Here is a 13,906-nt window from a genome sequence, read left to right as displayed (position 1 = left end):
TTTAGATATACCATTATGAAGACTGGAATTGCAGGAAAAGTAGCACAAGGGTTTATAGACTCAAAATTGACGCCCTTGCTAATGATTGTATTTCTGGCGCTGGGATTTTACGGAACGTACTTAACCCCGCGCGAAGAAGAACCACAAATTGATGTGCCGATGGCCGATATTTTTGTCGGCTATCCCGGGGCTACGCCCGAGGAGGTGGAAAAGAATATTGCGATTCCCTTAGAGAAAGTACTATCAAATGTTGAGGGAGTAGAATATGTGTATTCTACATCCATGCCCGACCGGGCGATGGTTTCAGCCCGCTTTTATGTTGGTGAAGATGTAGAGCGCAGTTTAGTTCGGCTCTACAATGAGATCATAAAAAACATGGATCGGTTTCCCGAGGGTGCGACTCAACCCATGGTGAAAACCCGTTCCATTGATGACGTCCCGATAATGACATTGACGTTATGGAGCGATAGATACAGCGATTTTGAAATGCGTCGCATGGCCGAAGAGTTAGCTTTGGACATTAAAAAGATCGAGGATGTAGCGCAGACCGATATACACGGTGGGCGAAGCCGACAGGTTTCGGTGAATCTCGATAAGAATAAAATGGGCTCGTATGGTATTGACCCGATGCAGGTGGTCGGACAAATTCAGGCGGCAAATCAAGAACTTTCTTCCGGATCATTTAGCAGTAACGATACCGAGTACTTGGTTGATACCGGGGACTTTTTTAAATCCGCCGAAGAGGTGCGGAACGTCGTCGTAGATGTGCAGAATGGAGATCCGATTTACTTGCATAGTATTGCTGAGATCCGGGATGGGCCGGAGGAGCCTTCTGAGTATGTCTCGTATGGCGTTGGTCATCAAAAAGCAGAGCAAGCCGGTTTAAATGCGGGTGAGTCATATCCCGCGGTAACTATCTCGATAGCCAAGCGCTCCGGTGCGGATGCGATGGCGATTGCCGAACAAATCCAACGGAAAGTAGACAATCTTGATGGAAGTCTTATCCCGGCGGATGTGAATGTTACTACCACTCGTAATTATGGTAAGAGCGCTTCTGCCAAGGTCTTCTCACTCCTTGAACACTTGTTGTTTGCCATTCTGGCTGTGACTTTTGTAGTGGCTCTTGCATTGGGGTGGCGGGGTGCATTAGTTGTATTCCTGTCGGTGCCGGTGACCTTTGCGCTAACCCTCTTTTTGTACTACATGTTCGGCTATACCCTGAATCGGATTACGCTCTTTGCTCTGGTTTTTGTGACGGGTATTGTGGTCGACGACTCGATTATTATAGCCGAAAACATGCACAGGCATTTTAAGATGAAGAAGCTCCCGCTCAAGCAGGCGGCTATCGCCTCGATCAGCGAGGTTGGGAATCCGACTATTCTGGCGACGTTTACCGTTATTTCGGCGGTGTTACCGATGGCTTTTGTATCGGGATTGATGGGGCCTTATATGAGTCCTATGCCAATAGGTGCTTCGTTGGCGATGATTTTCTCTCTGATCGTTGCTCTCGTTATAACTCCGTGGCTGGCATATATACTGCTGCCGCACGGTAATACGGAGAAGGACGAAAATGGAGAGGACAAAGAGTATGATCTTAAAGAGACGTTCATTTACAAGTGGTATGCTCGTACTATGGAACCGCTGATCGAAAGTACGTTTAAGCGATGGGTATTTATTATTGGAGTAACGGTATTGCTTCTGGCCTCAATGCTACTGTTCGTGTTTCGAATGGTAGAGGTGAAAATGCTACCCTTTGATAACAAAAATGAGGTACAGCTAATTATCGATATGCCCGAAGGTACTACGCTGGAGCGGACCAACGCGGTTGCTCGTGAGGTAGGCTTGAGTTTGAAGGATGTCCCTGAAATTAAGGACTACCAGATTTACGCCGGTGATAATGCACCGATTAACTTTAACGGGCTCGTACGGCATTACGACTTGCGGGAAGGCCCTAATGTGGCGGATATCCAGCTGAACCTGATTGATAAAGGCAAGCGTAGCGATCAAAGCCACGCCATTGCCAAACGCCTTCGTCCCATGGTTCAAAAAGTGGGTGAAAAGTACAATGCCAATGTTAAAGTTGTGGAGGTGCCGCCCGGGCCTCCGGTACAGTCTACGATTGTTGCCGAGATTTACGGTCCCGATACCGATGAGCGTAAGCGGGTCGGTAGCAGGGTGAAGGATATTTTCGAAAAAACAGCTGGTATTGTCGATGTAGACTGGATGGTCGAAGCACCGCAGACCAAGTACAAGCTGGATGTGAATACCGAGAAGGCGATGATGTCGGGCATCTCATCCAAGCAGGTAGTACAGACCGTAACGATGGCGTTGCGCGGAAAGGATGTATCACGTCTTTACAGCGAAAAAGAATTGAACGAAGTGCCCATTACGGTGAAGTTACCTAAGGCCGAACGTTCTGATATTGAAAAACTCAAGAAGTTGCACATGAGGTCGGCATCAGGGGCAATGATTCCCGTGGCTGATTTGGTAACTGTGAGCGAGGATACACTTGATACCAGTATCCACCGCAAAAATCAGCGGCGCGTAACGTATGTGCTGGCTGAAGTTGCGGGCGAAATTGAAAGTCCGGTTTATGCCTTGCTCGATACCGGTGATGAGATTGCCGATATTGAAATGCCGGAAGGCTATAATCTGTCGCAGATTTTTGCCGGACAGCCGTTTATGACAGATGATTATACGCTTAAATGGGGCGGTGAATGGCAGATTACCTACGAGGTATTTCGTGACCTGGGAATTGCCTTCGCCGTTGTGTTGGTGATTATCTACATGCTGATCATCGGATGGTTCCAGGATTTCAAAGTGCCCATCATTATGATGATTGCCATCCCGCTTTCGTTGATTGGTATTCTCGTGGGTCACTGGGTGCTGGGTGCCTTTTTTACGGCAACGTCCATGATCGGGATGATTGCACTGGCCGGTATTATGGTACGAAACTCCGTCTTGCTGATCGACTTTATCAATATACGGCTTGATGACGGCGAATCACTCAAACAGGCGGTAATCGAAGCCGGGGCCGTGCGTAGCATGCCTATTCTGTTGACGGCCGGTACCGTGGTCATTGGGGCAGTCGTAATCCTGTTTGATCCGATATTTCAGGGACTGGCAATTTCGCTGATGGGCGGTGCGGTAGCATCTACAGCATTAACGCTGGTAATGATACCGTTGATCTACTTTATGGTAGAGAACAAAGTGAAGGAGCTCAAAGGAGAACAAACGTAAGATTAAGCAGGTGCTGCGGTCGGGTATTGAATTGTGAACCCGGCCGTGATTATCAATAATCAAAAATATCATATTATGAAGCTATTAATCATACTTAGTATCGAAGAGTACACCGATGATGTGCGCAAAATTTTAGCGCGACAGAAGGTTCCAATTTACAGCGAAACAGAAGTACACGGTTTTAGGACTGACAAACATCAGCCGGAGATCACAAACTGGTTTGCAGGTGACGAGCACGGTATTTACTCCTCATTGTTTTTTTCCATTCAGAATGAGGAGTGTGTTAAGCGGGTTATCGATGAAGTAAAAGCGTATAACAAGGAGACCGGTGCAGAAAAACAAAATCCGCTGCACGCCTATTCGCTGAGCGTAGAAGAATCAGCATAAATCGCTTACCGGTTAAAAGTAACTCAGTTTTCTTTTTTCAAATATTCAATCTCCCTCTACTACGCACAAGGCTTTGTAGAGCAAGCTAAATCCCTGTTCGCCCACCGAATGACTCGGGCACGCAAGATGGACTTTTCGGAGGTTCGTTACCAAAAGCGATAATGATCCATCAGTGGACTTAATGAGTTCCTCCTTGGAGAAGGAGGACAGGAGGATTGACTGAGAATTAGATGGTTTAAAATAAATACTAACTGATAAGCGCGTGCAACGTAATTAATTTTAAAATTTAACAAAGCAATATTATGAGTAATCAAGATCCAAGTTGTTCAACAATGCGGCCTATGGAACGAGCAATACGAATGCTGGCCGGTACCATTGTAACGGTAAGTTTAGCGTTGGGATATTTTGTAAGTCCCTACTGGTTTTTGTTAACCCTGTTTGTGGGGCTCAATTTATTCCAGTCCTCTTTTACAAACTGGTGCCTGGCCGAACAGATTTTTACCAAGCTGGGTATTGCGGTGGACGATAATTCCCAAAGCGGAGCAAAAGCCAATAACTAACGACTGAAAAAATCAGGTTGTGGGTTTTATAATGACGGCTTTTATGCTAAAAGAGAAAGAATTTGCGAAGCACAAGCAGAGCGTATAGCCATCCGGCTATACCTCTGTTTTTTTGATAGATCCCCTAACCTGCGGATGGTCGGTTGATAGCCGGCCATCCGAATTAATTGTATATTAGGTCTATTATGATATTATCATGGATTGGGGCGTTATTGGTAGGGCTTTCGCTGGGTCTGCTGGGATCGGGCGGTTCTATATTGACTGTTCCGGTGCTTGTTTACCTGGCAGGTGAATCAGAAAAAGTGGCGATTGCTGAATCACTTGGCATCGTGGGTGCTATTAGTTTTGCTGGTTTTATACCATATGCCTTAAAGCAAAAAGTACACTGGCGCAGCGTAATTTTATTTGGGGTGCCGGGCATGGCGGGAACCTATGGCGGCGCGATGATTGCTGAATTTGTCTCCGGTAGATTTCAGTTGTTACTATTCGCTGTTGTGATGCTTATTGCTGCTGTTATGATGTTTCGAGACAAGAATAATTTAAACCCGGCTGGCAAAATTGAAATTTCGCATGCCTGGTGGAAAATCGTGCTTGAAGGGATTGCAGTAGGAATTCTGACGGGATTGGTTGGCGTAGGCGGTGGCTTTTTGATTGTCCCCGCCTTGGTGTTATTAGGCGGATTACCAATGGGATTAGCTGTAGGAACGAGTCTCTTGATTATTGCTCTGAAGAGCTTTAGCGGGTTTTATAAATACCTTGATGTTCTTGATGGACTGAACATGAGTATGAATTGGCAACTGGTGTTGGTTTTTAGTTTAATTGGTGCGGTAGGTAGTTTGATTGGCAACAAGATGGCAGGCAGAATATCCAACAAACGACTCAAAAAAGGTTTTGCTGGCTTTCTTGTTTTGATGGGCGGATACATGATCTTGATGAATATTTAAAAATGAAATCTAAAGTGTTTAATAAATAATGGATGCATTAACAGTAATTATTTTAGTAGGTGTTGCGGTGGCACTTTTTTATCTCAATAAGTTGAAAAATTCTAAAAACATGATACCACCCCAAAAGTTTAAAGAGTTATTAAAAGAGGAGTCGGGAGAGATAATTGATGTCCGAACGAAGAGTGAATATAATAATGCCCGTCTTAAAAAGACGGATTACAACTTTGATATTTCGGCATCTGATTTTGAAGAGAAAATCGAAACATTGGATAAGGATAAAAACTACTTTTTGTATTGCCGGACGGGATCACGCAGCGGACGAGCATCACAGGTTATGAAACGAAATGGCTTCGAAAATGTGTATAATGTAGGTGGGTTGCAGAACTTGGTTAATGCCGGGTTTGAAAAGGAATAACTAATGTATAAATAAATTAATTTATAATGAGACGTTTATTTACTCTTGGATTAATAGCAATGATGTCACTTTTTGTAGCACAGGCTTGCGCACAAAGCGAAGGGGACAGCACCCGGATAAGTGCCGAGCAGTTCTTGGAAAAAGTTGACGAAACGCCGGGTGTAGTTATCGATGTACGAACCCAAAAAGAATACGATCAGGGACATTTGGCCGAAGTTGACCACCAACTTAATTTACTAAATGGTGATTTTGAATCTTCCGTGGATTCGCTTGACAAAGAAGAAACCTATTATCTTTATTGCCGAACGGGTAATCGAAGTGGTCAGGCCGCAGATCTGATGAAGAAAAACGGGTTTGAGAATGTTTATAATATCGGCGGTTTCCAGGAACTGGTAGATGCGGGAGTGGAGAGTAGCAAGTAGTAATTAATTTAGAAGTTATTGTTCATTTTTAAACCTCGTGACTATCCTGTATTTAGTCACGAGATTTAAATGCTTTCGGTACTTTTTATAGACTCAAAGTTAACTTTCTGGTTTTATTGCCAAAATTCGGATAACGTTAGCAGTCCCCTCGTGGTGCATTCCTTCTGTTAGCTCAATTTCTGTAGAGTCGGCATGTTTAATTTGAAGTTCCTCAAAATCCTTGCGCAGCTCATCTAAATCATAAAGCATATCAAGATCTTGTGGCCCACCGGAATCATTATCCAGCTGCTCTTTTGAAAAGGCTTCCAGAATTAGGTGGCCTCCCGGTTTTAAGCCCGTTATAAGCTTTTGGTGGATGCCTCTTCTTTTCGATTTATGCAGATGTGCGTAAACAAGGGCAATGGCATCATAAGATTCGGCATCAATTTCAAACTCTTCAAATCTGCTGATGGAATAATTGATGGTTACGTGATTACGCTTGGCCAGCTCTAAGGCTTTTTTGCGTCCTTTTTCACTGATATCAAAAGCATCAACATTCCAGCCTTCTCGAGATGCATAAATAGCATTACGTCCTTCCCCTTCAGCCGGTAAGAGCAGCCGTCCGGGTTTCAGCTCATCAAGTTGATTCTTAAAAAAGCGGTTGGGCTGTGTCCCGTAGATATAATTGCCGCTCGAATAGCGATCATCCCAGAATTGTTTAGCCTCTTGTGCGGTACGCATGAGTAAGTAATATTTTATTGTTGTGGCTTTGTTTTTTACTAAATGTTAGTGCTGTTTGGATCAGTCTTTTTATTAAGTTTACAACACTTATAGTTAAAAAAATAACATGAATAACCAATGAAATTAGAGCTTAAAATACCACCTGCAGTTGTTACACTAATTATCGCTATAGTTATGTGGTGGATTGATATATATCTTGCTTTCGGCTGGGCCACATTTGGTAAAATATTATGGGTAAGCTTTATCTTTTTGGGAATAGGAGGAATATTTGGCTTGGTCGGCCTTATTCAGTTTTACAAATATTCCACTTCCATAGATCCCCACAAACCAAATAAAGCGAGTAATCTTGTCACAAGCGGCATTTACAGCATTTCGCGAAACCCGATGTATGTGGGATTATTAATGATTCTGATTGGATACGGATTTTATCTGGGTAACATGCTGACTTTTGTGGTCATTCCATTATTTTTGATATATATAAATCGGTTTCAGATTGCTCCCGAGGAAAGGGTGATGGATGAAAAATTCGGAGAGAAATACCAAAAGTATAAATCCGAGGTGCGTCGATGGTTGTAATTACAGTCCATTATTTCTCAGCCAGTTCGATCATCCATTGCGCAAAATTTGTTGAGCTATAATCGGCAATACCTTCCTTTTTATAGATGATCTGTCCCTTTTTAGACATGATATAAGTAGTGGGTAAGTACTGGCTGCGAAACTGCGTTGGCAAACTGGAAGCGGGAAAATAGTAGGGCATGGAAAATTCTTTATCCTCCATAAAATCGACTGCTTTTTGGTGCTCTTCATCCATCGAAAGTAAAATGAACTTTATATTATCGTGACTGCTAACATTATCGTAGAGGGTCTCGATAGTAGGCATTTCGGCTACACAGGGCGGACACCACGAAGCCCAAACATTTACGAAGACGACGTCACCGCGAAAATCACTCAGTGAAGCGGTTTGGCTATCCGATGTTTCCATGGTAAATCGATAGTCCGAATCGGAGAGCATCGGTCCATCAGTAGTGGCAATCTGGGAGGTATCGGCATCAAAAAAGCCGGTCCACAGCATAGCCCGCTGCATAGTACCAAGTACTTCGGTATGCAATCCTGTAGCATAAAGAACAGCTCCAATTGTAAATATTACGCCCCACTCAATAAGGCTTCGTTTCCATGAATTACTGTTTTTTTCTTTTTGTGTAGAAGTCATAAATGTTAAAATTTCAGATTACCGATTGGCCAGTTTAGTGAGTATGGGTTTTAGTTTTTCTTTTGTAAGCATGCCAGGCGCTACATATTCTACTTGGCCTTTTTTATTGATGATTAACGTTGTTGGAATTGCTCGAATAGGACCGTATTGACGGGATACATTGCCATCATCAACCATTATAGGATAATTTATGCCCATATCATTGGCATAGGGGCGAACCTTTTCCCAACCCTCCTCATCAAGAGAAACGCCGGCAAATAGTACTCCGTCGTCTTTCATCTCTTTGTAGAGCTCCATAAAGTCAGGAATTTCTTCACGGCAAGGGCCACACCATGTCGCCCAGAAATTAAGTACCACTACTTTTCCTTTATGGTCAGAGAGGGTAAAGGTATTGCCCTCCATGGTTTCGAGGGTAAAATCAGGAGCTTCTTTAAATTCTTGTTGGGATGAGTTCTGGGTGTTGGCAGCTTGTTCTGTAGCTGTTTGTGCATTATCAGCAGAGGCCCGTTCATTTGGGGTGCCGCACGCAATTATTGACAGGGTTATTGGGATAATGAAAAATAAATTTGTTGAAAATCGAGAGAAATTCATGATTAATTAAATTCTTAGTTGGAAATTTCTTTTGCCTCGAAGGCAGGTTGTTGAGATTGTGTTCGCTTGGATATATCCGGAATGGGAACCTCACAAGCTGCTCGGCCGCTTATAATTGTGGGATCAATCATCTTACCGGAATTAACGATTGCAGCGTTATCCTGTTGTTCGCTGAATAAATCATAGCCGGCAATACCAAGTAGGATAATGACTGCAACCAGAGCGAGAAGTTCTTTGCGTTGTTTAAAATGAGGCATGAGCTTGGTTGATCTTTGATATACAGGGAGAGGATCCACTACCTGTGTTTTTTAAAATATCGTGAAAAGGGGTTCTGTAAAGATAAAGATCAACCGAGCCGAGGGGGATCAGGTTCTTGAAATACAAATGTTTGAGAGGAGAGTACGGTGTTACGAAAGCCGGTATTTAGTTGTTGTTCGCCAGGATTGAAAACAAAATTGCTTTCCGCCGGAAGAATATTCAGCATTGAGTTACAGCTTGTAATGGTTTTAGGCTGTGCATCATCGGTATTCGATTTAGAAGTATGTTCAAAAAGCGGATCAACTTTGCCGGATGGATTAGATATGCTTCCGTTGGTAAGCTGTTGACAAAGCGTTTTTGAACCTGATTCAGAACTGCCAATATTACCAAATTGTGCTATATTTTGCTGAGATATGGCACTGCCTACCGCAAAAATAAGCGCGAATAAGAAAATATGCTTTATGGCGTTAATCACTGGGCAGTTTGTTGTTTAGATTCTGTAAAAATCAGATATAAAGGTATTAAAAATGCTGTTCTTTATCTATCGATGATTAATGAGAACATTGCTTTTTATAACACTGATGGGCTTAAATTATTTTACAGAATCATAATTCGATAATTACTAAAAAGAAGTTACTTTTTGGCCTCAGATAATGTAATCAAAAAAACAGGCGATCTATGAAATTTATCAGAACCATTTGCGGTACTTTTTTAATGTTGATGATTCTTGTCCAAACGGGCTGGACGCAGCAACAAAATACGCAATCAGCAGCTGATAGTCCCAAGCTGATAGTGAATATTGTTGTTGATCAGCTGCGGTACGATTATATCCCGCTGTACTGGGATAAGTTTGAAGACGATGGTTTTAAGCGTTTGGTGAAACAGGGTTTTAACTTTAATAATAACCATTTTAATTATTTCCCCACTTTTACCGGACCCGGGCATGCTGCCATTTATACAGGAGCTACTCCATCGGTAAACGGTATTGTCGGTAATTCTTGGTATGATCGCAGTATCGACAGAAGTATGTATGTTGTTTCTGATTCTACGGTTTCGCCGGTTGGGACTGATAGCGATGCTGAGAAAATGTCGCCACGAAATTTGTTGAGTACGACCGTTACGGATGAGTTGAAGTCTGCCAGTTCTGAAAGCAAGGTGATCGGTATTTCATCCAAAGACCGCGGGGCAGTGCTTGCGGCCGGGCACCTTGGCGACGCCGCTTATTGGTATGAAGGTGAAACAGGAAAATTTGTAAGCAGTTCTTGGTACGTTTCTGAGCTTCCGAAATGGGTGCAAAATTTTAATGAAGAGGGCTTAGCCAAAGAGTTTGCTAATAGCACGTGGGAAACATTGCTACCGATTGAGGAATATACCGAAAGCAATGCCGATGACACTCCTTATGAGGCGACATTTGAAAATGAAGATGCGCCGGTCTTTCCGCATGATCTGGCAGCTAACCGAGGAGACGAATACGGAATTGTTAATTCCACTCCCTTTGGCAATACGTTGATTGCAGAACTGGCTAAATCAGCGATTGAAGGTGAAGATTTGGGATCAGGTGATGCAACTGACTTTCTGGGTGTGAGTTTTTCTTCCACCGATTATGTAGGGCATCGGTACGGTCCTCACTCAATTGAACTGCAGGATACTTACCTGCGCTTAGATCGCAACATTGCCGATATACTCGACTATCTTGACCGAGAAATAGGTAAAGGAAATTATTTAGTAGTGTTGACCTCCGATCACGGTGTGGTAGATGTGCCGCAAGAGCTGATCGATAAAAATCTTCCCGGTGGATATTTTGACAGTGATACAGCTGTTAAGGAGCTTTCGCAATATTTAAAAAATGAATTCGGAGATGAAGAATGGATTGAAGATTATACTAATCAGCAGATTTATCTCGATCGTAAGTTGGTAGAAAAAAACGGTTTATCGTTGAAAGTGGTCCAAGATAAAGCCGCCGATTTTTTGCTGCAGTTTGAAGGCGTACTGTCCACAAATACTGCACATAATTTTCAATACAAAAACTTTGACCGCGGTCAGCAAGCTATGTATCAACGCGGTTTTATGTATGATCGATCTGGAGATATATTTATTCAGCTGAAGTCGGGCTGGCTGGATACGGATTATCCGACGGGTACGTCACATGGATCTCCTTATAATTATGATACGCATGTACCCCTTATTTTTTACGGATGGAATGTGCCTCAGGGCGAAACCAGCAGAAAGACAGCTATTCCTCAAATTGCTCCGACGATTTCGAATATGTTGAATATTCCTCTGCCCAGCGGTTCTGAAGCGAATATTCTACAGTTCAAAAAGTGATGGTTAATTGCACAAGTGGATGCTTGCGCGATAGGTGTTTTTAGTTTAGGTGTGGGTAGCCGAAGTAGTGCAATTTTATGGGACGGGATGTTATCCCGTCCTTTTTTATTTGATGAGATAAAAGCCCAGCCAGACAAAAGCCAATCCCAATACAAAGCTGGAAGCAGCATATAAAAAAGCGTAGCCGATTTGTTCGTGCTGTAGCAGGGAAAAGAATTCGTAGGAAAATGAGGAGAAGGTCGTGAATCCACCACAAAATCCGGTGGCTAAAAGTAGGCGCATGGATTTGTTGAGATCGCCTTCGAGTGCGGCCGCAATAATGATTCCAATCAGAAATGAGCCAAGGATGTTGACAGTAAGCGTGCCAAAAGGGAACGTAGATTGGGCGCTGATGTTTATGTAATGACTTATAAGATAACGAAAGATACTACCGAAAAATCCTCCGATACCGACTGCTAATATGGATTGAAGCATGTGATAATTCCTGTCAGATTAATCCTTTTAATTTTGAGAACGTGTCATGCTGAACTTGTTTCAGCATCTATAATTATCTGTTTGGATACGTACATATTGAAATAAATTGAGGGTGACACGAATATTTATTGTTAATTAGGCAAGTAGAATTTGTAGTAGTGACACGATGCACTGTGTCACTACTACACAAACTAATTCTGTATTTGAACGGGAGCAGTAGTTGTTACGGTGCCAACACGGGCAAATTCCAGGGAAATTTGCAGGGAGTCGTCCACGGTAATATCTCTGTTTAAATTGATGAGCATGAGGTGTAGTCCTCCGGGTTGGAGCAGGAGTTTTTCTCCATCTTGAATTATTTGTTGTCCGGCCGGTTGCATGCTGGTAGTGCCGTCATCATGTTCAATAGATTCATGCAGTTCTACGCTTTCGGCGGCATTACTGTGGAATGATAAAAGCGTATCGGCGGCGGCTGTGCCGTTGGAGATGCGGAGGTATGCAGCGCTTTTGCCCTGTTGTGAGCCGGGACGTGCCCAGACGTTGTCGAGGGTTATTTTTCCGAGAACGACTTCTTGCTTTGAATTGGATTCGTTCGAAGAATTCGACTCAGAACCACATCCCAAAAAAAGGAAGAAGCCTGATAGTAATAATAGTAGTAAGTGTTGTATATATTTCATTCTGATCGGAGGTAATTGATATCGTCTTTAACATGTTCGGGGGTGACGCGGTGCGCGGGATATTCGGCGCGAATGTAGCCGTCGCGATCCATCAGGTAAAGGGTATTGGAGTGACGCATGGCGTAGTTGGTGCTGTCATAACCGAGGGAGTCTACAATAACTTTTTGGGCGACAATATCGAGCTTATCGAGCAGTACATCACTACTGTTCGGGTGGCTGGTGAGCATGGTAAATTGATTATTGAGTCCATATAGATCGCGATATTCTTTGAGGGCTGAGGGCGTGTCGCGCTCGGGGTCAAAGGTTATTTCTATGAAGTTGACACCCGTGGTGTCGTCGAGCTTACGCTGTATATTGGTCATGTTGGCAGTAATAACAGGGCACACGTCGGGGCAGTTGGTGTAGATGAAGGTGATGAGTGAGATGTCACCTTTAAAGTCGCCGGGAAAATTGACTTGGGTGCTGTCGGAGTTGCGGAGTTGAAAAGTATCACCGCTGAGGTCGTACAGCGGGTCTGGGCCATCACATGCGGAGATAATGGCAATAATAAAAATAGCGGCAAATAGTGATTTAAGTGTCGAGCTCATAGTTAGTTGACCTGGTATTTAGTTGCAGGGACTTTCGTGGTGTTCTTCACAGGGTTCAAGTTCGAATTCGAGGGTGGAGTGGTGGATATCAAAATCGGTGCTTAGAAGATCTTTGAGCGATGATTTTATGGATTCCATTTGCCCCATATTGTCTTCGTCGATGACAACGTGACTTTCTAACAGGATATTTTTTTCGTCGAGTCGCCAAACATGCAGGTGATGAATATCGAGCACACCGTTGACTTTTGCCATAGCCTGTTGAACATTTGGAATTTTGATGTCAGCCGGGGTGCTTTCCATCAAAATATTGATGGTTTGACGCAGCATATAATAACTATGCCAGAGAATATATCCAGCAATAATAAGGGTGAGGATGGTATCGATGATATATATTTGATACCAGAGGATGAGCAGGCCGGCGATAATGACGCCTACTGATGAAAAAGCATCAGACAGAATATGAATATAGGCACTGCGAAGATTTAGATTTTCAGTAGAATCGCGGTACAGCAGGATGGCGGTTATGACATTACCCAGCAGACCAATAATGGCCACGATGAACATTACCATGCCATCGATGGGCTGGGGATTGTAGAACCGCTCAACGCCTTCTTTGATTAGAAAGAGGGCAATGATGACGAGTGTAATGAGATTGATGAATGCCCCGATGATCTCAGCGCGCTTGTAGCCGAAGGTTTTGTCGCGGTTGGCTTCTTTCTTGGAAATCTTTCGGGCTACCAGGCTTATACCCAGCGAAGTAGTGTCATTTAAATTGTGTAGGGCATCAGAGAGCAGTGCCAGACTGCCGGATATAAGACCGCCAATAAATTCAGCAACGGTAATAATAAAATTGAGAATAATGGAGATCCACAGACGTCCCTCGGTTTGATCTTTGCCGTGATGATGATGTCCGTGGTCGTGAGAATGTGCCATCGATTTTTATGAAAGCTCAGTTGGCTTGAAGGGAGTTGAACTCCCGTAATTTAATAATGCTGATTATAGCAATCGAAGATAAAGAAATCATGAATAATATTATATAGTGCTGTCTTTTATCAGGGATAAATGCCCGGCACTTAAAAAGTGCCGGGCATTTAATTCG

Annotated in this window: 17 protein-coding genes; 8 read left to right on the top strand and 9 right to left on the bottom strand. The window is 43.3% G+C overall.

Annotated elements, in window-relative coordinates; genetic code table 11:
- Nucleotides 1–15: 15 nt before the first annotated feature.
- From ACQ4LT_RS06290 to ACQ4LT_RS06265, 6 genes are all read left to right on the top strand, one after another.
- Complete coding sequence (locus ACQ4LT_RS06290; protein ID WP_445665181.1) at nucleotides 16–3,240, top strand: efflux RND transporter permease subunit; 3,225 nt, start codon at nucleotides 16–18, stop codon at nucleotides 3,238–3,240.
- A 75-nt stretch (nucleotides 3,241–3,315) separates the two neighbouring features.
- Nucleotides 3,316–3,627 (top strand): hypothetical protein, encoded by a 312-nt coding sequence (locus ACQ4LT_RS06285; RefSeq protein WP_445665180.1) that lies wholly within the window; start codon nucleotides 3,316–3,318, stop codon nucleotides 3,625–3,627.
- Nucleotides 3,628–3,929: 302 nt separating this feature from the next.
- Nucleotides 3,930–4,187 carry a YgaP family membrane protein gene (locus ACQ4LT_RS06280; protein ID WP_445665179.1) on the top strand — a complete coding sequence of 86 codons (258 nt, stop codon included), beginning with the start codon at nucleotides 3,930–3,932 and terminating at the stop codon, nucleotides 4,185–4,187.
- 185 nt (nucleotides 4,188–4,372) lie between these two features.
- Entirely contained in the window at nucleotides 4,373–5,131 is a 759-nt protein-coding gene (locus ACQ4LT_RS06275; RefSeq protein ID WP_445665178.1) for a sulfite exporter TauE/SafE family protein, read from the top strand.
- A 28-nt stretch (nucleotides 5,132–5,159) separates the two neighbouring features.
- Nucleotides 5,160–5,546 carry a rhodanese-like domain-containing protein gene (locus ACQ4LT_RS06270; protein WP_445665177.1) on the top strand — a complete coding sequence of 129 codons (387 nt, stop codon included), beginning with the start codon at nucleotides 5,160–5,162 and terminating at the stop codon, nucleotides 5,544–5,546.
- A 26-nt stretch (nucleotides 5,547–5,572) separates the two neighbouring features.
- Entirely contained in the window at nucleotides 5,573–5,968 is a 396-nt protein-coding gene (locus ACQ4LT_RS06265; protein ID WP_445665176.1) for a rhodanese-like domain-containing protein, read from the top strand.
- 99 nt (nucleotides 5,969–6,067) lie between these two features.
- On the opposite strand, the gene ACQ4LT_RS06260 is transcribed toward ACQ4LT_RS06265, so the two are convergent.
- Nucleotides 6,068–6,688: a class I SAM-dependent methyltransferase gene (locus tag ACQ4LT_RS06260; RefSeq protein WP_445665175.1), complete on the bottom strand. Its 621-nt coding sequence runs from the start codon at nucleotides 6,686–6,688 to the stop codon at nucleotides 6,068–6,070.
- A gap of 117 nt (nucleotides 6,689–6,805) precedes the next feature.
- Between ACQ4LT_RS06260 and ACQ4LT_RS06255 the strand changes: the two genes are divergently transcribed.
- Entirely contained in the window at nucleotides 6,806–7,264 is a 459-nt protein-coding gene (locus ACQ4LT_RS06255) for a methyltransferase family protein (RefSeq protein WP_445665174.1), read from the top strand.
- Between the two features lie 10 nt (nucleotides 7,265–7,274).
- Here the strand turns inward: ACQ4LT_RS06255 and ACQ4LT_RS06250 are convergent, their stop codons facing one another.
- From ACQ4LT_RS06250 to ACQ4LT_RS06235, 4 genes are all read right to left on the bottom strand, one after another.
- The gene (locus tag ACQ4LT_RS06250) at nucleotides 7,275–7,898 is read right to left on the bottom strand and encodes a TlpA family protein disulfide reductase (RefSeq protein WP_445665173.1); all 624 of its coding nucleotides are present in this window, start codon (nucleotides 7,896–7,898) and stop codon (nucleotides 7,275–7,277) included.
- 18 nt (nucleotides 7,899–7,916) lie between these two features.
- The gene (locus ACQ4LT_RS06245) at nucleotides 7,917–8,489 is read right to left on the bottom strand and encodes a TlpA disulfide reductase family protein (protein WP_445665172.1); all 573 of its coding nucleotides are present in this window, start codon (nucleotides 8,487–8,489) and stop codon (nucleotides 7,917–7,919) included.
- A 14-nt stretch (nucleotides 8,490–8,503) separates the two neighbouring features.
- On the bottom strand, nucleotides 8,504–8,746 hold the full coding sequence (locus ACQ4LT_RS06240; protein ID WP_445665171.1) for a hypothetical protein: 243 nt from the start codon (nucleotides 8,744–8,746) through the stop codon (nucleotides 8,504–8,506).
- Nucleotides 8,747–8,835: 89 nt separating this feature from the next.
- Nucleotides 8,836–9,222 (bottom strand): hypothetical protein, encoded by a 387-nt coding sequence (locus tag ACQ4LT_RS06235; RefSeq protein WP_445665170.1) that lies wholly within the window; start codon nucleotides 9,220–9,222, stop codon nucleotides 8,836–8,838.
- A gap of 203 nt (nucleotides 9,223–9,425) precedes the next feature.
- Here ACQ4LT_RS06235 and pafA point away from each other — a divergent pair, with 203 nt between their 5' ends.
- Nucleotides 9,426–11,072 carry an alkaline phosphatase PafA gene (pafA, locus tag ACQ4LT_RS06230; protein WP_445665169.1) on the top strand — a complete coding sequence of 549 codons (1,647 nt, stop codon included), beginning with the start codon at nucleotides 9,426–9,428 and terminating at the stop codon, nucleotides 11,070–11,072.
- A gap of 105 nt (nucleotides 11,073–11,177) precedes the next feature.
- Here pafA and crcB read toward each other — a convergent pair whose 3' ends face one another.
- The 4 genes from crcB to ACQ4LT_RS06210 form a co-directional block, all read right to left on the bottom strand.
- A complete protein-coding gene (gene crcB, locus ACQ4LT_RS06225; protein ID WP_445665168.1) occupies nucleotides 11,178–11,546 on the bottom strand; it encodes a fluoride efflux transporter CrcB in 369 nt (122 codons plus the stop codon).
- 191 nt (nucleotides 11,547–11,737) lie between these two features.
- Nucleotides 11,738–12,220 carry a copper chaperone PCu(A)C gene (locus ACQ4LT_RS06220; protein ID WP_445665167.1) on the bottom strand — a complete coding sequence of 161 codons (483 nt, stop codon included), beginning with the start codon at nucleotides 12,218–12,220 and terminating at the stop codon, nucleotides 11,738–11,740.
- Nucleotides 12,217–12,807, bottom strand: coding sequence for an SCO family protein (locus tag ACQ4LT_RS06215; protein ID WP_445665166.1), 591 nt, complete (start codon nucleotides 12,805–12,807; stop codon nucleotides 12,217–12,219). The genes ACQ4LT_RS06220 and ACQ4LT_RS06215 overlap by 4 nt, the downstream gene beginning before the upstream one ends.
- An 18-nt stretch (nucleotides 12,808–12,825) precedes the next feature.
- The gene (locus ACQ4LT_RS06210; RefSeq protein WP_445665165.1) at nucleotides 12,826–13,740 is read right to left on the bottom strand and encodes a cation diffusion facilitator family transporter; all 915 of its coding nucleotides are present in this window, start codon (nucleotides 13,738–13,740) and stop codon (nucleotides 12,826–12,828) included.
- Nucleotides 13,741–13,906: the final 166 nt, after the last annotated feature.

The sequence above is a fragment of the Fodinibius sp. AD559 genome (assembly GCF_052712805.1).
The sequence above is the reverse complement of the archived record's forward strand: the minus strand, read 5'-3'. Positions and strand labels throughout refer to the sequence as shown.

Bases quoted from the DNA above. Each gene is read 5' to 3' on its own strand.
- ACQ4LT_RS06290 (WP_445665181.1), top strand. From the start codon at position 16: ATGAAGACTGGAATTGCAGGAAAAGTAGCACAAGGGTTTATAGACTCA.
- ACQ4LT_RS06285 (WP_445665180.1), top strand. From the start codon at position 3,316: ATGAAGCTATTAATCATACTTAGTATCGAAGAGTACACCGATGATGTG.
- ACQ4LT_RS06280 (WP_445665179.1), top strand. From the start codon at position 3,930: ATGAGTAATCAAGATCCAAGTTGTTCAACAATGCGGCCTATGGAACGA.
- ACQ4LT_RS06275 (WP_445665178.1), top strand. From the start codon at position 4,373: ATGATATTATCATGGATTGGGGCGTTATTGGTAGGGCTTTCGCTGGGT.
- ACQ4LT_RS06270 (WP_445665177.1), top strand. From the start codon at position 5,160: ATGGATGCATTAACAGTAATTATTTTAGTAGGTGTTGCGGTGGCACTT.
- ACQ4LT_RS06265 (WP_445665176.1), top strand. From the start codon at position 5,573: ATGAGACGTTTATTTACTCTTGGATTAATAGCAATGATGTCACTTTTT.
- ACQ4LT_RS06260 (WP_445665175.1), bottom strand. From the start codon at position 6,688: ATGCGTACCGCACAAGAGGCTAAACAATTCTGGGATGATCGCTATTCG.
- ACQ4LT_RS06255 (WP_445665174.1), top strand. From the start codon at position 6,806: ATGAAATTAGAGCTTAAAATACCACCTGCAGTTGTTACACTAATTATC.
- ACQ4LT_RS06250 (WP_445665173.1), bottom strand. From the start codon at position 7,898: ATGACTTCTACACAAAAAGAAAAAAACAGTAATTCATGGAAACGAAGC.
- ACQ4LT_RS06245 (WP_445665172.1), bottom strand. From the start codon at position 8,489: ATGAATTTCTCTCGATTTTCAACAAATTTATTTTTCATTATCCCAATA.
- ACQ4LT_RS06240 (WP_445665171.1), bottom strand. From the start codon at position 8,746: ATGCCTCATTTTAAACAACGCAAAGAACTTCTCGCTCTGGTTGCAGTC.
- pafA (WP_445665169.1), top strand. From the start codon at position 9,426: ATGAAATTTATCAGAACCATTTGCGGTACTTTTTTAATGTTGATGATT.
- crcB (WP_445665168.1), bottom strand. From the start codon at position 11,546: ATGCTTCAATCCATATTAGCAGTCGGTATCGGAGGATTTTTCGGTAGT.
- ACQ4LT_RS06220 (WP_445665167.1), bottom strand. From the start codon at position 12,220: ATGAAATATATACAACACTTACTACTATTATTACTATCAGGCTTCTTC.
- ACQ4LT_RS06215 (WP_445665166.1), bottom strand. From the start codon at position 12,807: ATGAGCTCGACACTTAAATCACTATTTGCCGCTATTTTTATTATTGCC.
- ACQ4LT_RS06210 (WP_445665165.1), bottom strand. From the start codon at position 13,740: ATGGCACATTCTCACGACCACGGACATCATCATCACGGCAAAGATCAA.